The sequence below is a fragment of the Halobaculum sp. D14 genome (assembly GCF_051195135.1).
Lineage (GTDB): Archaea > Halobacteriota > Halobacteria > Halobacteriales > Haloferacaceae > JBNTKA01.
This window is the reverse complement of sequence record NZ_JBNTKA010000003.1, coordinates 406,334-423,061: the sequence shown is the minus strand read 5'-3', so window position 1 is coordinate 423,061 and position 16,728 is coordinate 406,334. Positions and strand designations below refer to the sequence as shown.

The 16,728-nt window shown below is 71.1% G+C and carries 20 protein-coding genes, 2 tRNA genes and 1 pseudogene; 12 read left to right on the top strand and 11 right to left on the bottom strand.

Going from position 1 to position 16,728, the window contains the following annotated elements:
* Together ACQUST_RS13075 and ACQUST_RS13070 are read left to right on the top strand one after the other, a co-directional pair.
* A pseudogene (locus tag ACQUST_RS13075) lies at positions 1-374 on the top strand (cytochrome bc complex cytochrome b subunit); the annotation flags it as partial.
* Between the two features lie 227 nt (positions 375-601).
* A complete protein-coding gene (locus ACQUST_RS13070; RefSeq protein WP_435129331.1) occupies positions 602-1,759 on the top strand; it encodes an ATP-binding protein in 1,158 nt (385 codons plus the stop codon).
* A gap of 68 nt (positions 1,760-1,827) precedes the next feature.
* Here ACQUST_RS13070 and ACQUST_RS13065 read toward each other — a convergent pair whose 3' ends face one another.
* A complete protein-coding gene (locus tag ACQUST_RS13065; protein WP_435129329.1) occupies positions 1,828-2,175 on the bottom strand; it encodes a hypothetical protein in 348 nt (115 codons plus the stop codon).
* Between the two features lie 272 nt (positions 2,176-2,447).
* Between ACQUST_RS13065 and ACQUST_RS13060 the strand changes: the two genes are divergently transcribed.
* Positions 2,448-2,849 (top strand): DUF2267 domain-containing protein, encoded by a 402-nt coding sequence (locus tag ACQUST_RS13060; RefSeq protein WP_435129326.1) that lies wholly within the window; start codon positions 2,448-2,450, stop codon positions 2,847-2,849.
* A 133-nt stretch (positions 2,850-2,982) separates the two neighbouring features.
* Here the strand turns inward: ACQUST_RS13060 and ACQUST_RS13055 are convergent.
* The 6 genes from ACQUST_RS13055 to ACQUST_RS13030 form a co-directional block, all read right to left on the bottom strand.
* Positions 2,983-3,057, bottom strand: a tRNA-Glu gene (locus tag ACQUST_RS13055).
* A 149-nt stretch (positions 3,058-3,206) separates the two neighbouring features.
* Positions 3,207-4,640 (bottom strand): hypothetical protein, encoded by a 1,434-nt coding sequence (locus tag ACQUST_RS13050; protein ID WP_435129323.1) that lies wholly within the window; start codon positions 4,638-4,640, stop codon positions 3,207-3,209.
* Positions 4,637-5,434 carry an ABC transporter ATP-binding protein gene (locus ACQUST_RS13045; protein ID WP_435129320.1) on the bottom strand — a complete coding sequence of 266 codons (798 nt, stop codon included), beginning with the start codon at positions 5,432-5,434 and terminating at the stop codon, positions 4,637-4,639. The genes ACQUST_RS13050 and ACQUST_RS13045 overlap by 4 nt, the downstream gene beginning before the upstream one ends.
* Positions 5,435-5,512: 78 nt before the next feature.
* A complete protein-coding gene (locus ACQUST_RS13040) occupies positions 5,513-6,661 on the bottom strand; it encodes an amidohydrolase family protein (protein ID WP_435129317.1) in 1,149 nt (382 codons plus the stop codon).
* A gap of 102 nt (positions 6,662-6,763) precedes the next feature.
* A complete protein-coding gene (locus tag ACQUST_RS13035) occupies positions 6,764-7,093 on the bottom strand; it encodes a hypothetical protein (RefSeq protein ID WP_435129314.1) in 330 nt (109 codons plus the stop codon).
* 126 nt (positions 7,094-7,219) lie between these two features.
* Positions 7,220-8,536: an ABC transporter substrate-binding protein gene (locus tag ACQUST_RS13030; RefSeq protein ID WP_435129311.1), complete on the bottom strand. Its 1,317-nt coding sequence runs from the start codon at positions 8,534-8,536 to the stop codon at positions 7,220-7,222.
* A gap of 218 nt (positions 8,537-8,754) precedes the next feature.
* Between ACQUST_RS13030 and udk the strand changes: the two genes are divergently transcribed.
* Entirely contained in the window at positions 8,755-9,447 is a 693-nt protein-coding gene (gene udk, locus ACQUST_RS13025; protein ID WP_435129308.1) for a uridine kinase, read from the top strand.
* Between the two features lie 78 nt (positions 9,448-9,525).
* Here the strand turns inward: udk and ACQUST_RS13020 are convergent, their stop codons facing one another.
* Entirely contained in the window at positions 9,526-9,855 is a 330-nt protein-coding gene (locus ACQUST_RS13020; protein ID WP_435129305.1) for a DUF5785 family protein, read from the bottom strand.
* An 87-nt stretch (positions 9,856-9,942) separates the two neighbouring features.
* On the opposite strand from ACQUST_RS13020, the gene ACQUST_RS13015 reads away from it, so the two are divergent.
* The gene (locus ACQUST_RS13015; protein WP_435129302.1) at positions 9,943-10,713 is read left to right on the top strand and encodes a helix-turn-helix domain-containing protein; all 771 of its coding nucleotides are present in this window, start codon (positions 9,943-9,945) and stop codon (positions 10,711-10,713) included.
* A gap of 330 nt (positions 10,714-11,043) precedes the next feature.
* On the opposite strand, the gene ACQUST_RS13010 is transcribed toward ACQUST_RS13015, so the two are convergent.
* Both ACQUST_RS13010 and ACQUST_RS13005 read right to left on the bottom strand, forming a co-directional pair.
* Positions 11,044-11,466, bottom strand: a complete 423-nt coding sequence (locus ACQUST_RS13010; RefSeq protein WP_435129299.1) for a DUF3054 domain-containing protein — start codon at positions 11,464-11,466, stop codon at positions 11,044-11,046.
* A 90-nt stretch (positions 11,467-11,556) separates the two neighbouring features.
* Positions 11,557-12,159 (bottom strand): class I SAM-dependent methyltransferase, encoded by a 603-nt coding sequence (locus tag ACQUST_RS13005; RefSeq protein WP_435129296.1) that lies wholly within the window; start codon positions 12,157-12,159, stop codon positions 11,557-11,559.
* 66 nt (positions 12,160-12,225) lie between these two features.
* On the opposite strand from ACQUST_RS13005, the gene ACQUST_RS13000 reads away from it, so the two are divergent.
* The 7 genes from ACQUST_RS13000 to ACQUST_RS12970 all read left to right on the top strand — a co-directional run bounded on the left by ACQUST_RS13000 (position 12,226) and on the right by ACQUST_RS12970 (position 15,966).
* Positions 12,226-12,858 carry a GNAT family N-acetyltransferase gene (locus ACQUST_RS13000; RefSeq protein WP_435129293.1) on the top strand — a complete coding sequence of 211 codons (633 nt, stop codon included), beginning with the start codon at positions 12,226-12,228 and terminating at the stop codon, positions 12,856-12,858.
* Positions 12,859-12,909: 51 nt separating this feature from the next.
* Complete coding sequence (gene fen / locus ACQUST_RS12995; protein WP_435129290.1) at positions 12,910-13,887, top strand: flap endonuclease-1; 978 nt, start codon at positions 12,910-12,912, stop codon at positions 13,885-13,887.
* A gap of 63 nt (positions 13,888-13,950) precedes the next feature.
* Positions 13,951-14,025 (top strand) — tRNA-Glu (locus ACQUST_RS12990).
* 78 nt (positions 14,026-14,103) lie between these two features.
* Positions 14,104-14,271: a hypothetical protein gene (locus ACQUST_RS12985; protein WP_435129287.1), complete on the top strand. Its 168-nt coding sequence runs from the start codon at positions 14,104-14,106 to the stop codon at positions 14,269-14,271.
* 31 nt (positions 14,272-14,302) lie between these two features.
* Positions 14,303-14,722: a disulfide bond formation protein B gene (locus ACQUST_RS12980; RefSeq protein ID WP_435129284.1), complete on the top strand. Its 420-nt coding sequence runs from the start codon at positions 14,303-14,305 to the stop codon at positions 14,720-14,722.
* A gap of 50 nt (positions 14,723-14,772) precedes the next feature.
* The gene (locus ACQUST_RS12975) at positions 14,773-15,171 is read left to right on the top strand and encodes a DUF5820 family protein (protein WP_435129281.1); all 399 of its coding nucleotides are present in this window, start codon (positions 14,773-14,775) and stop codon (positions 15,169-15,171) included.
* Between the two features lie 342 nt (positions 15,172-15,513).
* Positions 15,514-15,966: a UPF0179 family protein gene (locus ACQUST_RS12970; RefSeq protein WP_435129278.1), complete on the top strand. Its 453-nt coding sequence runs from the start codon at positions 15,514-15,516 to the stop codon at positions 15,964-15,966.
* A 43-nt stretch (positions 15,967-16,009) separates the two neighbouring features.
* Here ACQUST_RS12970 and ACQUST_RS12965 read toward each other — a convergent pair whose 3' ends face one another.
* On the bottom strand, positions 16,010-16,690 hold the full coding sequence (locus ACQUST_RS12965; RefSeq protein ID WP_435129275.1) for a hypothetical protein: 681 nt from the start codon (positions 16,688-16,690) through the stop codon (positions 16,010-16,012).
* Between the last annotated feature and the right edge of the window lie 38 nt (positions 16,691-16,728).

The following is a 16,728-nucleotide window of genomic DNA, read 5'->3' as shown; positions in this document are numbered from 1 at the left end:
GCCCGCTCAACCCCGAACTCGCCATCCTCGGCGGGAAGAAGCTGATGGCGGACCGCACGTTCGGCGTCCTCGCGAACCTCGTCGTCGTCGGCGCCATCGCCGTCGTCCCGTTCGTGAACAAGGGGAGCGCGCGCCGCCCCGTCGAGCAGCCGTTCTGGGCCGCCGTCGGCGTCGCGGGCGTCACGTTCGCCTTCACGCTGAGCGTCTACTCCGCGAAGAACCTCGTGCCGATGGACGTCCACCTGCTGTTCGACCTGACGTTCCTCGTGCCGCCGATCGCCGGCTGCGTCGCGTACGCGGCGCTGAAGACGATGCGCGAAGGCTACATGTACGACCTCAACCGGCGATACTACCGGCTGCGCCCGCCGAAGTAGTCCGGTACGTTCGGATTCGGCAGGTGCGGACTCGACTGCCCGTCGGTGGCTCCCCGGTGGGCACGCACCGTCGTCGTGGACGACGGAGTACGAGTGGCTGCAGACCGAAGCCGAATCGACGCGCGACGGTGTTTCGTCCCCGGAGACACCCGAACGAGTCGAGGGCCACTCCCGAACTGTCAGGAATACGCAGAACGGTTATGCCAGTCACCCCGTAAGCCGGAGCCATGACGGACAGCCGGTGGCTCCCGGACCCGGGGACGGTCATGGTCACTGTGGGCGTGGCGCTCGCGTTCGCGGCCGCCGTCCACCACTGGCGCGAGGTGCTCGCCTTACACCGGAGCGTCGGGCCGCTCGCCGCCGTGCTTCTGACCGCCGCTCTCGCGCTCGGCGTCGTCTACGCCGGGCGCCGGCTGTCGGCGTCCGACCTGTCGACGGACCAGCGGTGGCGCGTCTGCGCGTGGAGTCTCGGCGGGAGCGCCGTGTTCTTCGTCGTCATCGGTTCGACGCTGCTCATCCGGGTGTTCGAGGGGCGCGTCGTCACCGAACCGGAGTTCCCGCTACTCGTTTCGACGGCCGCGGGCGCGCTCGCCGGGTGTCTCGCCGGATACAACAACGTGTTAGCCTGGCAGGAAGCCGAACGGGCGGAGACCGCCAGCGAGCAGTTGGCCGACGTGAACCGGGAGCTGGAGGCGTCGAACGAGCGGCTCGAACGGTTCGCGTACGCGCTCTCGCACGACCTGCAGGAGCCGCTGCGGATGGTGTCGAGCTACCTCGAACTGCTCGACCGCCGCTACGGCGACGAACTCGACGACGACGCGCGGGAGTTCATCGACTACGCGGTCGACGGCGCGGACCGGATGCAGACGATGGTGACGAGCCTCCTGGAGTACGCCCGCGTCACCGCCGACGAGGAGCCGCTGGAACCGACCGACGCCGACGCGGTGCTCGACGGGGTGCTCGACGACCTCCGCCTGCGGACCGAGGAGACCGACGCCGAAATCACGTCGGACGACCTCCCGACCGTGAAGGCGGACGCCGAGCAGCTCGCGCAGGTGTTCAGGAACCTCGTGTCGAACGCCATCCGGCACAGCGGCGACGACCCGCCGCGGATTCAGGTCGGCGCGGAGCGAGCCGGGGACCGGTGGGAGTTCTCGGTCAGCGACGACGGCGTCGGTATTCCGCCGGAACACCACGACCGAATCTTCGAACTGTTCGAGCAGGTCGACGCCGGCGACGCGGAGTCCGGGACGGCGGGGATGGGGCTCGCGCTGTGCCAGCGCGTCGTCGAGCGCCACGGCGGCGAACTCGACGTCGAGTCGACGCCCGGGGAGGGCGCGACGTTCTCGTTCACGCTCCCCGCGGTCGACGCCGACGGCGACTGAGTCACCCCTCGACGGCTCTGGGGACGGACGGCCGAGCGGGACGGCAGCGGTCAGCGGCCGACGGCGGGCTAACGGAGCGCGACGGCGAGGTGGAACCACCACCCCGAAATCCACGTCAGGACGAGCGGGGCGAACGGCGCCGAGAGCCACGTCGCCGCGAACAGGTCGACGACGCCGATGGTGAGCAGCGTGTACGAGACGGCGTGATTCATGATCTGCGCGACTCCGCGGACGTCCGAGCGCTTCGTCTGGTACGTCACCACCAGCAGATTCAGCGGCTTCAGCGGCTCGCCGTCGGTCGGTATCGCGCCGTCGAAGTCGAGCAGCCACGGCATCGCGACGTGCACGGCACCCAGCACGACGGTGAACAGTCCGGCGACGGCGAAGCCGACCGACAGCGCGAGCGGAGGGGTCACGGGTGTCCGCAGGTCACCCGGAGCGGTCTTGAATGGCGCGGGTGACCGAGGCTGCCCGGCGGGTGTCGCCCACTTCGGCGGCCGTCGGCGACGAATCGGCGACAGCGCTTTTCAGGGACGCGGGAGTGGGCCGAGGTGACGCGATGCCCGCTGGGCATCGACCTGTGGACGACGACGAGCGACTGACGACGCGACCGGCCGCGGCCGAGCCAGCCGGCCGGTTCCGCGACGACCGTACAGCGCAGCAGACACGACCGAACTCCCCCGAAACAATGGACTACAGCGAATTCACCGGCGAAGTACAGCACCGAATCGACGTCGGAACGCAGGCGCAGGCGGTCAAGACGACCCGCGCAGTGCTCTCGTCCCTCGGCGAGCGCGTGCAGACGGACGAGGCGGCGGACCTGGCGGGGCCGCTCCCGATGGAGATCGACCGGTTCCTGACGGAGGCGGACTCCGGCCAGCGGTTCGGCTACGACGAGTTCGTGAACCGGGTCGCCGACCGCGCTGACGTCGAGGAGTCAGAGGCCGCCTACCGCGCGAAGGCGGTGACGGCGCTCGTCGCCGACCTCGACCCGGCAGGCGAAATCGAGGACGTCGAAGACGGCCTGCCCGACGAGTTCCAGGACCTCTTCGAGTTCACGTCGCTGGACGAAGACGAGACGCCCTGGTAGGGCGGCCCGCAGCCACCGTTTCGCCGCACCGGTTCTCGCGAACACGCTTTTGCCGTCGGCCGTCGCTACCCGGTCAGTCGTCCGTTCGTCGAAACCGACGGGTTCGCGAGTAGTCGAGTAGCGTCGGAAGAAGTGCTCCGGCAGGGATTCGAACCCTGGTCATCACCGTGAGAGGGTGATATGATTGGCCGGACTACACCACCAGAGCGTGCGTCGCACGTCCGTCGTGCGCATTCACGGGTAGGCGACTGCGGATTAAAACGGTGTCGTTTCGGAATCGCCGTGCGGCGTGTTGGCGAGGCGGGAAACCGCGGGTGACCGTCGGGGCGACCGCGGGGGGAGTGACGACTCAGAGCGTCAGCCGGCGGCGTAGTGGCGCGTCCACCGACGGGCGGCGTACTCGGAGAGCCACGCCCCGACGCCGCCGGCGACGACGCCCACGACCGCGACGGCGCCGAGCAGCGCCGACGACCGGCCGGCGGCGACGGCGAACCCGGCGAGCAGCACCGGGACGAGCGGCACCGCGACGCCGACGAAGAACGCGGCGAACCGCGCCGGGTCGAACAGGAACGCGTTCGGGTCGAAGCCGGCGAGCGCCACCGTCAGGCCGAAGAAGTACAGCGACAGGCCCGCCGCGAGCACCGCGCCGACGGCGGCGTCGAGGAGCGCCGTCCCGGTCGCGGCCACGGCGACGGCGTAGCCGGCCAGCGCGACCGGACCGCCGACCGCGAGGAACGCCGTGCGTTTCGCGCGGAACAGCGCGGCCACCGACACCGGGTACGCGAGGTACGACTCGACGTCGTCGAACTGGGTGAGCCAGTTGTACGACGTGAACGCCGACAGGCCGACGATGCCGCCGTAGAAGACGCCCGGCGCCGGGCGCAGCCCGGTGATGACCGCCGAGAGCGCCGCGAGGCCGGCGGCGACGCCGAGCAGAATCCCGACGGAGACCACGGGCTTCCAGAGGCCGCCGGTGCTGCGAGCGACGTCCAGCACCGACTTGGCGACGAGCCCCTGCGGGTCCGGGAGGCGGCGCTGCAGCGGCCGGAACCGGTCGTCGGCGGTCCGCGCCGGCGGCCGATACGTCGGGTCGTAGACGGCGAGCGCGGCGGCGCCGACGACGAGCGCGGCGACCGCGAGCGAGACCGCCGCCGGAACCCCGGCTCGAATCGGAACCGCGACGGCGACGACCGCGGGCAGCAGCCCGGCTCGCCACGCTGCGACTCCGGCGAGCCCTGCGGCGGCGGCGAGCCACCGGCCGCGGACGCCGCGCGTGAGGAGCGCGACGCCGCTGAACGACGACGCCAGCCCGGCCGAGAACGTCAGCGTCAACGACAGCCACAGCGCCGGCAGCGTCGACGCGGCCAGCCCCCCGGCGGCGACGAGCGGCGCGAACCCGAGCGCCATCGGCGCGAGAAACAGGCCGGCGTAGTACAGTTCGTCCTTCAGCAGGAACAGCCCGAGGAGGCGCCGGCGCGACACCGGCAGCACCCGTGCGGACGACAGCAGCAGCGTCACGTCGCCGAGGACGTGCTCCAGCATGTCGGTGCCGACGAGCCCGGCGGTCCCGGTGTACGCGCCGAAGCCGAGCACCAGCAGGTGCACCGAGACGACGAGCGTCGCCGCGTCGGTGCCGCCGAACGCCGCGCCGCCGACCGCCAGCGCCGTGAGCGCGGCGACGACGACCGGGAACGGCGCGAACCGTCGGCCGCCGAACAGTTCGGCGTGCAGCCGCCACTCCTCGCGGACCAGTTCGCGGAACACCGGCCACGTCCCGCTGCCGCGGCTCATGGGTCGCCGCCGCGGTCGCCTCCCGCGGCCGTCCGTTCGGCGCCCGCACCGCCGAGGTCGGGGACGTCGCGGGCGTCGGCGGCGCCGACGCGGTCGAGGAACACGTCGAGCAGCGAGTCGGCCGTGAACGCCTCGTCGGCCGCCGAGCGCTCGGCGACGACGCGGCCGTCGGCGACGATGCCGACGCGGTCGCAGACGTCCGCGGCGACCTCAATGTTGTGCGTCGAGACGAACACGGCGTTGCCGGCGTCGGCGTACTCGACCAGCGCCGACTTCACGGTCTCCTGAACGATCGGGTCGAGGTTCGCGAGCGGCTCGTCGATGACGACCAGCGCCGGCTCGTGGAGGAACGCCTGCGTCAGCATCACCTTCTGCTGTTGGCCCCGCGAGAGGTCGGTGTGGAGCGTGTCCAGCTTCCCGGTGAACCCGAGCCGCACGGCCCACTCCGCGGCGCGCGACTCGACCGCGTCGTCGTCGAGGCCGCGGACGCGGCCGACGAACCCGAAGTACTCGCGCGGCGTCAGGAAACTCGGCGGGGACTCCTGCTCGGGGAGCACGCCGACGCGCCGACGCACCTCGACCGGCTCGGCCGCCGGGTCGACGCCGAGCACCGACGCGGACCCGTCGTCCGGTTTCGTCTGCCCCGTCAGGACCCGTATCGTCGTCGTCTTCCCCGCGCCGTTCGGCCCGAGAAAGCCGTAGCACTCGCCGCGCTCGACGGAGACTGAGAGGCCGTCGAGCGCGCGGAGCTCCCCGTACGTCTTCACGAGGCCGTCCGCCGAAATCGCCGTCATGCCGCACGGTTCGTCGACGCCGCGGTAAAGCGTTCGGGCGGGACAAACGAAACTGCTCGGAGCGTCGAGTTCGGCCGGTCAGACGACCTGGTCGCCGCCGCTGAACACGTGGACCGGGTCCTGCCAGGCGGCGGCGTCGCTCAGCGGGTCGTCGTCGAGCACGACGAGGTCCGCCCGGTAGCCGTCTGCGACGCGGCCGACGTCGTCGAGCCCGCAGAGGTCGGCGGCGTTCACGGTCGCCGCCTCGAGCGCCTCCCGCTCGCTCATGCCGCCTTCGACCATGTACTCCATCTCGTCCGGGATGTTCTCGAAGTGGTTGAACGGCGTGCCGGCGTCCGTCCCCATCGCCACCGAGACGCCCTCGGCGGCGGTGTGGTCGAACGACGAGTCGAACGACTCGGCGGCGTCCCGCGCCTTCGCCATCGTCGACTCCGGAATGCCCGCGTCGGGGTTCTCGACGATGTTGCGGAGCGCGGCGGCGGTCGGCACCCAGTACGTCCCGGCGTCGGCCATCGCGGCGGCCGCCTCACGGTCCATGAACGTCCCGTGTTCGATGCTGGAGATGCCGGCCTCGACGGCGTTCAACAGGCCCTCTTTCCCGTGGGCGTGCGCCGCCGTCGGGACGCCCTTGGCAGCCGCGGCGTCGACGAGCGCCTCGATCTCCTCGCGAGTGAGTTCGGGCGCGCCGGTGACGGCGCCCTCGGTGAGCACGCCGCCCGTGGCCATGCACTTGACGACGTCGGCGCCGCGTTTCAGCTGTTCGCGGACCGCCTTCCGGACCTCGTCGGGGCCGTCGGCTTCCCGGCCGAACCAGTGGCCGTGCCCGCCGGTCATCACGACGTTCTCGCAGGCGGCGAGCACCCGCGGCCCCGGGATGCGGCCGTCTTCGACCGCGGCGGCGGCGTCGAGCGCCATCGACTCCGGGCCGCCGAGGTCGCGGACCGTGGTGACGCCGGCTTCGACCGCCGCGCGGAGGTTCTCCGCCGCGATGTAGGCGTGGTCGTAGCGCGACTCCGACTGCGCGGTGGCGACGTCCGGCCGGCCGTCCATCATCAGGTGGACGTGCGTGTCGACGAGCCCCGGCGCGACGAACTGCCCGGTGACGTCGGTTTCGGTGTCTCCGCGGCCGACGTCGCCGACCGCGACGATTTCGCCGGCTTCGATTGCGACGTCGGCCTCGCGGGCGCCGTCGGCGTCGACTACCGTTCCGTTTCGAAGGACGTGCATAGCCGATGCTGGTGGAGCGGCGGCGTAAAGGTCCGGGTCCCGGCGGCCCGGGCAGCACACCGGCCGCGACGCGGCCGGGCCTGAGAGACAGATATCTCTCCGTCACTCGGCCGTGAGTCGGCCGCTACGACTCCCGACCAGATACGCCGCTACCGCCGACGCGGCGACTGCGAACCCGGCGACGAGGTGGACGACCACGAGTTCGAGCGGCGACGAGACGACCGGCGACGGCTTGAGCAGCCGGAGGTACGCCCGGACGAGCGCGTCGCCGAACAGGTGCTTCGCGGCGAACCCTGAGACGGATACCGCTCCGACGCCGACGCCCACCGCGAGCGCGGCGCGCGCGGACGCACCGCTGGCCGCGTGAAGCGCCACCGCGAGCGCGACGACGGGGGCGACGAGGACGACGAAGAGGAGGTCCAGCGCAGTCACGCCTGTCGGTCTGTCGACTCGACGCATAACTCCGCCGAGTCCGTGCGGCGTCGCGGAGCGGGCGCTGCGGGTTCGGTCGGGCAGAAAAAGCGGAAGCGGGGCGTCGACTCCGGCGGCGCGGCGGCGTTACTTGCTGAAGTTGACGGTGTCGAGGGTTTCGATGTTGCCCTCGACGTCCGTGTTGAACTTGAAGTACGAGTACGTCACCGCCTTCATGTCGCCGTTCTGGTCGAAGTCCACCGCGGACGAGGCGCCCTGGTAGAAGACGGAGTCGCCGTTCGCGGCGGCGCGGAGGCCCTCCGGCAGGTTCGCCGGCGTGACCTTCAGGCCGTCGTTCGGGTTCGCGACTTTCCGCATGTTGTCACGGACCGCCGCGCCGTCGTTCGCGCCGGCCTTCGCGTTCGCCAGCAGACACACCGCGGAGGCGTCGTACGCGTGGGAGTTGAACACGCCGGGTGCCCGGCCGTACTCCTCCTGGTACAGCGTGTTGAAGGCGTCGACGCCCGGCCCGGACGCCTCCGGCGCGGTGCCGTAGACGTTCGACATGTCGTTGCCGACCTCGCCCGGCAGCGAGGAGTCCTTCAGGCCGTCGGTCACCATGATGTCGGTCTGGTCGCTGTAGTCCGCGTAGTAGTCGCGGAAGATCTGGATGCCCGACGCCGGGTAGCCGATGACGACGAGCATGTCCGGCGAGTCGCTCATCGCAGACGACAGCTCCGACGTGTAGCTCGACTTCTCCTTCGTGAACGCCACCTGCGTCTGGACGGAGCCGCCGTGGTTGTTCTCGAAGGAGGTGGCGAACGAGTCCGCGAGCGCCTGGCCGTAGTCGTTGTTGACGTACATGACCGACGCCGAGGAGTTGCCGAGGTTCTCGGAGGCGACCTGCGCCATCACCTGCCCCTGCAGCGCGTCCGACGGCGCCGTCCGGAAGATGAAGCCGTTGTCCTGGAGGTCCGTCACCGCCGGCGACGTCGACGACGGCGAGCAACCCACCATCTGGTTCGGGATGAGCACCTGCTGGGTCACCTGCAGGTTCACGCCCGACGACGCCGGCCCGGTGACGGACGGGTAGCCGGCGCTGGCGAGCGCGTTCGCCGCCTGAATCCCGGCCTGCGGGTCGGTCTGGGTGTCCTCGACGGTCTGGTCGAACTTCACCGGCATGTCGCCGGCCGCCCGGAGCTGTTTCACCGGGAGCGTGCCGCCGTCGCGGATGAGTTTCCCGAGCGACGCGAGGTCGCCGGTGATCGGCATCAGCACGGAGTGCTTGATGGTCCGCTTCGATTCGCTCGGTTCGTCCGTCGCCGTCGACGTCCCCTCGCCGGAGCCGTCGTCGGTCGGGGTCGAGCCGCCCCCGCTGTCCTGGGTGATGCAGCCTGCGAGTCCGATGGCGCTGACGCCGCCGACGCCCTTCAGGACGTCGCGACGCTGAATTTCACGTGCCATGTGGTACGGGTTAGCGTACCCGGTCTTAAACCTCACCACTGCATCTACTCTTGCGGCGTCCCCGCGACGCACGTGGCCCCGGGCGCCGCCGACTGCGATGCTGCGGCTGGCTGCGTCGCCGTGATGTTGCGGTCGCGTCGCGGTAGAGGGTAGACGTGTCGCGGTCGCGGACGCGGTCCGATGCGCTGATAGGCGCGGAGCGCGGCAGCTACGAGCAGATGACGTATCCCTCGTTCGTCGTCGGCATCGCCGGTGGGACCGGCGCGGGCAAGACGACGGTGTCGCGGCTCATCACCGAGAACGTGGAGGACTCGGTGACCCGTATCCCGCTGGACAACTACTACAAGGACCTCTCGCATCTCGACTTGGAGGAGCGCCAGCAGGTGAACTACGACCACCCCGACGCGTTCGAGTGGGAGCTGCTCCGCGAACACCTCGAAGCGCTGCTGTCGGGCCAGCGCGTCGAGATGCCGCAGTACGACTTCGAGATTCACAACCGGAAGGAGGAGACGACGCCGGTCGACCCGACCGACGTCATCGTCGTCGAGGGGATTCTGGCGCTGTACGACGACGAGATCAACGACATGCTGGACCTGCGGCTGTACGTCGAGACGGACGCCGACGTCCGCATCCTTCGGCGCATCGAACGCGACGTCGTCGACCGCGGCCGCGACCTCGAAGGCGTCATCGACCAGTACCTCTCCACGGTGAAGCCGATGCACGAGCAGTTCATCGAGCCGACGAAGAAGCACGCAGACCTCATCATCCCGGAGGGCGCGAACTCGATGGCGGTGAACCTCCTCGAAGAGAAACTGCAGAACGAAGTGAACGGCGACGGCGCCCGGACGTGGGAGCGCTCGGAACTCGAACAGCGAATCACCGAGAACCGCCGCAGCGACGCGGAGAACTAGCCGGCGCTGTCGACTCTCAGTACCTCGAACGGCTGATGACGGTCAGCCGAACAGTCCTCGTTCGCGAAACCGCGCCGGTCAGCCGCGCGTCCGCGTGAACTGGTCCGCTCCCTCGTAGGTCCACATGTCGTGGTTCCGCATCGCGGTGCCGACGCGCTTGTGGAACGCGACGATGTCGTCGAACTCCTCGTCGTCGTCGATGTGCTGGAAGATGTCGTCGACGGAGACGACGGTGTCGCTGTCCAGTCGCACCGGGTGGTCGCCGAACTCCTCGCGGTAGTCGCCCGCACGCAGCGGGAAGTCGTCCTCCTCGTCCACCTTCTTCACGAGGACTGCGTGTCCGTACTTCCGGCGGCCCTCGCTACCCTCCTCCCCGTCGGGGTCGTGCGGCCAGTCTCGGCTGCTCATCTGTGTCCCCGGGTTGTGAGGGCGGTCTGTTAGCCGTTTCGCTCTGCGGCCGCCACGCTTTCCGGTCGCTCCCCTGTCTGTCCGTCCATGGCGGTGTTCCTCGACTGTCGGCTGCCCGGCGGCGGCCTCCTGTTCCCTGACGGCCACCCGCCGCCGGGCGACGTCAGGGAGGTGACGCTCACGCTGGACCCGGTCGTTCCGGCCGCCCAGCCGCTGCCGCCGTACGCCTCCGTCGCCGCAGACGGGGGCCCTGCGGCCGCCGAGGCAGTCACCGACGCGCTCGACTCGCTGCTCCCCGCCGCGCGAGTCAGTCCGGTCGACGCGGACAGCGACGGCACGACGCTGTATCGGTTCGACTGGACCGGAGATGCGGACGCCGAGCGCGACGCGGATTCGGAGGCGGTGGCGAAGCCGGACGCGGACACAGACGCGGATGGAGACACGGACGCCGCTCGGATCGCGGAGCGCCCCGTGCTTTCGGCGCTCGCCGAGACCAACGCGGCGGTGCTGGAGGCGACGCTCGACGACTGGACGTGGTCGCTGCGCGTCCGGTTCGACGGCCCCGACGACGCCCAGCGGTTCCAGGAGTCCGCCGCCGACCGCGACGCCTCGCTGTCGGTCGAGAAGCTCGTCACGCGGGAGCGGCGGTCCGACGACGAGGTCGTCTCGTCGAAGCAGTGGGCGACGCTGCGGGAGGCGTACAGCCGCGGGTACTTCGAGACGCCGCGCGGCTGCGCGCTCCGGGACCTCGCCGACGAGTTCGACGTGTCGACACAGGCGGTCTCACAGCGGCTCCGGCGCGGCGTCGGGAACCTCGTCGTCGAACACCACGAACGGCGTCAGGGGCCGGACTCCTGACCGGGGACTTACGGGTCCTCGACCGGTCCGGGAAAAACGAGTTGACGCTCGAAGGCGGTCGCTTACCCGGATGCCGCCGGTTGATTCAGGCGCCGGCGGACGAGCAACGAGTCCGCCGGAAGCCCGCGACGCGGCGGCCCACTGACGTCGGTCGACGCAGCGGACGGTCCCCGGCCACAGGGGGCCCGTCGCTGCCCGGCTCGGGTCGACCCGGCATTCCGGGTCGCCGCCCCACAGTACCGCGGGCGCTTTTCGGCGGCGCTCCCCGACGCGGCATCTCGATGAACAGTCAGACCGAGAAGCGACAGGAACGGCTGATTCGTTCGGGGGTCAGCGGAGTTGGCCGGCGACGAACCGCCAGACGCCCAGCGACACGGAGCCGACGACGAGCATCACGACCGCGAAGGTCACGGCGACGCCGCCGCCGACCCACGGCGTGGCGCGCAGCGCGAGGCCGACGACGGCCGCCGGAATCCACGACCGGACCGCAAGCGGCACCGACGCCTTCGGTGACTCGGCGGCGCCCGCCGAGTACGCGCCGATGAGCGGTGCGCAGACGACCCAGCCGACCAGGAACGGTGCGGCGACGGCGAGGACTGTCCCGACCGTCTGCGCGCCGGCCGGCGGGAACGACGTTTCACCGTGGGTGACCGTTCCGACGTAGATGAACGCGACGATGACCAGCAGGTCTCCGACTGCGAGCGGGAGCGCCCGTCGGTCGATTCGCTGCTCCAGGAACTCGGCGGCTGCCATGTCTCACCGGTTCGCGCCGACCCGCTTAACGCTCCGGGTTCTCGACTCGCGCCGGCGCGGCTCACCGTCGGGCGGTTCGGCGACGCGCAGTCACCCGGATTCGGGCCCGTCCTCGGTCGGCTTGACGCCGGCGACGGTGTAGTCGAATCCGGGGGCGACGACGCGGCCGCGGAGGCCGGCGTCGGTGAGCGCGTCGGCGACGGCCTCGGCGGTCCGGAACGACGAGTCCATGCCGAGCAGCCGTTCGCCGGCGGCGAGCAGGCGGCCCGGCGCGGTGTCCGGGTCGAAGTCGCGGACGACGACGACGCCGCCGGGCGCGACGACGCGGGCGGCCGCTCGGAGCGCCGCGTCCGGGTCGGGGAAGTGGTGGAGCGCGTCTGCGACGACGACGGCGTCGACGCCGCGGTCAGGGACCGGGAGGCGGCCGGCGTCAGCCCGAACCGCTGGAAGCCCCCGGTCGCGGGCGCGGCGGAGCATCCCGGGCGACGCGTCGACGACGGCGGCGTCGACGCCGAGTTCGCGGAGCCGGAGCGCGACTCGGCCGGTGCCGCCGCCGAGGTCGACCGCCCGCTCGACGGGTCGGTGCGCGAACGCGAGGCCGGCGCGGAGCCGGTCGGCGCTCGCGGGCGGCATGACGGCGTCGTACAGCGGAGCGACCCGGTCGAAAAAGCGGACGTCGCCGCGGCCGAACATGGGCGGGGAGTCGCGCCGCAGCGACAAAGCCGTGGCGCTCATACGGCTCGGCGGCCGAGGTGGCGCATGGAGTATCGGCTGCTCGGCTGGCCCGCCGACGGCGTCCCGCTCCGGCTGAACCACGAGCGGTTCGCCTACGCCGGGAAGTTCGTGATGACCTCGACCGGGAAAGCCGTCGCCGCGGACCCCGACTCCCTCGACGACGACGGACGGTTCCCGGTCCCCGAGCGGCCGAAGACGGAGTACGTCGACCCGGTCGGCGCGGCGGCGTTCAACGACGACCGGACCGACGACGGGGCGCTCTGGATTCGGTACGTCACGGTCCGCGCGGACCGCCGCGGCGACGGGGTCGGCGCGGCGCTGTGCCGATTCGTCGCCGACCGCGCCGCCGACCGCGGCTACCGGACGGTCCGCATCGGCGTCAACAACGCCTACTCGTACGAGGCGCTCCACAAAGCCGGGTTCGCGTGGACCGGCCGCGACACCGGCCTCGCCGAACTGGTGCTCGAACGCCCCGCCGACGCCCCCGCGGCCGTCGACCCGGAGCGGTACCGCGCCGGCCTCTGCGAGTTCCGCGGCCGCGACGACGTCGGCGACGACGAACGCGGATTCGTCGACCGGAAACTCGGCGCCGGGCCGCCGGCGGTCGACGACGCGGACCGGCCGAGCCGACAAGGTGGCGAACCGCCGAGTCGGTGAGTCGGCGCCGACACGGGGGTTTGAAATCGCGGAGCGCCCAACGGTGACGTAATGGGAAACGCTGACCTCCGGTCGCTGGCGCACATCGAGGAGGTGTCGTTCGACGACGTCTCCGGCGTCGTTGCGGTGGACGCGCACAACTGGCTCTACCGGTACCTGACGACGACGGTGAAGTTCACGAACGAGTCCGTCTACACGACGAGCGAGGGCGAGGAGGTCGCCAACCTCGTCGGGCTCGTCCAGGGGCTGCCGAAGTTCTTCGAACACGACCTGGTTCCGGTGTTCGTCTTCGACGGCGGCGTCACCGAACTGAAGTCCGCCGAGGTCGAACAGCGCCGCGAGCGGAAGGAGGAGGCAGAAGCGAAGCGGGAGGCGGCCGAGGAGCGCGGCGACGCGGTCGAGGCGGCGCGGCTCGAAGCGCGGACGCAGCGAATCACGGACGTCATCCACGAGACGAGCCGCGAACTCCTCGGGCTGCTGGACGTCCCGGTCGTCGAGGCGCCAGCGGAGGGCGAAGCGCAGTGCGCGTACATGAACCGCGTCGGCGACGCCGACTACTCCGGCAGCGAGGACTACGACACAATGCTGTTCGGCGGGCCGCTGACGCTCCGCCAGCTCACCTCGAAGGGGAACCCCGAACTGATGGACCTGGAGGCGACGCTCGACGACCACGACATCACCTACGAGCAGCTCGTCGACATCGCGATGCTGTGCGGCACGGACTTCAACGAAGGCGTCTCCGGCGTCGGCCCGAAGACGGCGCTTGACGCCGTGAAGGAGCACGGCGACCTGTTCGCGGTGCTCGACGCTCGCGACGCGCACATCGAGCACGCCGACCGCATCCGCGACCTGTTCTTCGACCCGCCGGTCACCGACGACTACGAGTTCGACACGACGCTGACCCCAGACGTCGAGGCGGCCCGCGCGTACGTCACCGACGAGTGGGAGGTGCCGGCCGACGAGGTCGAGCGCGGCTTCGACCGAATCGACGACGCGCTGACGCAGACCGGGCTCGACGACTGGATGTGAACGCCCGACGGGGCCGCCGCGATTCGATGGGATTAACATACCCCGCCGGATACGATGAGGTACGCTCGGTTGGTGTAGTCCGGCCAATCATGTTGGCCTTTCGAGCCGACGACCAGGGTTCAAATCCCTGACCGAGCATTCTCGCGCGGACCGAACCGACAGCCCCGGCGAGCCGCGCATCCGAACCGTTTTGTCGCCGGCCGACGACGCCGAGCCATGTCGAACTGGCTGTACGAACTCGGCCTGCTGGTCCTGGTTTTCGGTGGCTTCCTCGCGACGAACAGCACCGGGCTGTTCGCCGACGTCGGGATGCTCGCCGTCGTCGCCGGGCTTCTCGCGGGACTCGTCGGCGTCGCGGCCGGCGGGCCGCCGCGGTCCCAGTAGCTTCTTGGTTCGGTGCCGGCCCAGTACGGACATGGACGGGTCGAACCGGATGCTCGCGGCCGCCGCGGCCGTCGCCGCCGTCGCGACGGCCGGAAGCCTGTACTTCAGCGAGGTGCTCGGGATGATTCCGTGTACGCTCTGTTGGTACCAGCGCATCCTGATGTATCCGCTCGTCGTCGTCATCGGCGTCGCGGCCGCGGACGGCCGCAGCGACGTGTGGCGGACGGCGCTGCCGCTGAGTTCGCTCGGCGTCGTCGTCGCCGGCTACCACACCTACATCCAGATCGCGCCGTCGACCGGCGGGACCTGCTCCGGCGCGCACGGCTGCACCGCGATTCTGTACCCGATGCTCGGCGGCCTGCTCACGATTCCGCGGCTCTCGCTCGTCGCGTTCGTCCTCGTCACGGTGCTTCTGGCGTCGCTCGCGCGGCGCGACGTCCGGTCGGCGTAGCCCGGCCGGGCAAGCGAGCGGTCTTTGTCCGTCGGCGGCCAACGGCCGGTATGAGCTTCGCGGACGCCGACCTGCCCGACGGCTGGCGCGTGTGGACCGACGACGACGACGGCCGCAGCATCCTCGTCTACCGGCCGGACGTCTTCGACTCCGAGCAGTATCCGGCGCCGTGTCTCCCGACCATCTACCTGACGAACGGCGCGCGGAACCAGCGGCCCGGCGCCGGCCAGTACCGCACCGACGAGTGGCACGTCACCCTGTTCTTGGAGCCCGAAATCGAGGCCGAGTCGACGACGTACGACGACCGCGACGCCGCCGTCGACGCCGCCGTCGACGTCGCCGCCCGGTTCGCCGCCGGCGACGTCGACTACCGCGCCGTCTACCAGGTGCCGCGCGAGGACTACTTCGCCGAACTCGACGACCTCACCGGCCGCAGCCCCGACGCCTGAATCTCGGCGACTGCTCACCTGCCCACCGCTCGACGACCGCCCATCCGGGCCTCGGGCGGGACTGAAAGGGGCCGAGCGCTCGCGGAGCGAGACCGCCCGAGCACCGCAGCGCGAGCGCAGCGAGCGCGAGGCGCGCAGTGCGGTCGCAGCCCGCGAGCGCGAGGGGGCTTTCGCGGTCGTAGTGACGCTGTTGTGTCCGTTGGCGACTCTACACCGTGACGACGGCCGTGCAACTGTTCCGGGTTCGAACCCCAACGCCGATTCCACAGTCGAGTCCTGACGAGAAGAACGTCGTCGAATCGCCCCGAAAAGCGTAACCGCGGGCCGCGGGAAGCAACGCGCATGACGACGGTCACGCTCATCGGGTCGCGGCTCGCCGAGGAGGGGACGGAGTTCGTCTACGGCGGCGAGTCGGACGCCTGCGCGGGCTGTCCGTACCGGGGGCAGTGTCTGAATCTCGCGGAGGGGCGCCGGTACGAGGTGACCGGGGTTCGCGAGAACACGCAGCTGCTCGACTGCGCGGTGCACGACGAGGGGGTGCGCGCCGTCGAGGTGGAGCCGGCGTCGGTGACGGTGAACGTCCCGTCGAAGGGCGCGTACGCCGGCAGCAAAACCAGTCTCGCCGGGCCGTGTCCGCACGTGGAGTGCCCGAGCCACGAGTACTGCGTCCCGCTCGGCGCCGATTTCGACACGGAGTACCGCATCGACGAGGTGCGCGGCGACCCGCCGCACGACGTCTGCGCGCTCGACCGCGACCTGACGATGGTCGAAATCGAGCCCGGAGCCGACGACTAATTCTGCCCGGCGGGCCGCGTGGCGCCGACGAGCCGGTGGCGTGTCAGCGCCGCGGCGTCCGCGTCCCGCTGGCGTTCGCGGAGCCGAGTTCGGTCGTGTCGAGTTCCCGCATCGGGTCCGGGAGCCGCGCGGCCGCCTCGTCGAGGTCGGCGAGCGCCTGCGCGACCGGGCCGCCGCTCGGCCCGTCGCCGTGGTTCAACAGCCGCAGGTAGCCGCGGGCGAGCGCGACGTACATCGCCGCCTCGTCGAGGTACGTGCAGCCGAGCATGTTCGCCCAGACGTGTCCCGGCCGGTTCACGGTGCGGTGGAACGCGTACGACTCGCCGAGCTGCCCCTCGACGGCGTCGACCGCGAGCCCGGACAGCGCGGCCTTCGCGGCGGTCCAGTCGTCGACGCGGTCGCCCCAGAACCGCCGGAGCCGCTCGGCGTCGTACGCCTCGTCGACGTCGAACGACTCCGCGGGCACGCCGACCGCGTCCAGCGCGTCCGCCACCGCGGCGGCGCCGGCAGCCGGGTCGCCGTCGACGCCCACGACGACCCGGAGCGTCGGCGCGTCGAACCGGCCGCTCGCGTCCCAGTACGAGTGCATCCACCGGTCGATGTCGCCGTCCGACTCGGCCGCCCGGCACGCCGGCGCGACGTAGCCGCACAGCGCCCGGTGCTTCCCGGCGAGGCCGTCGTCGACCAGGTCGAGCCAGCGAACGGCGACCGCGAAGTACTCCATCACTCGCCGTCGAACCGCCCGCGGCTAAACTCCACCGG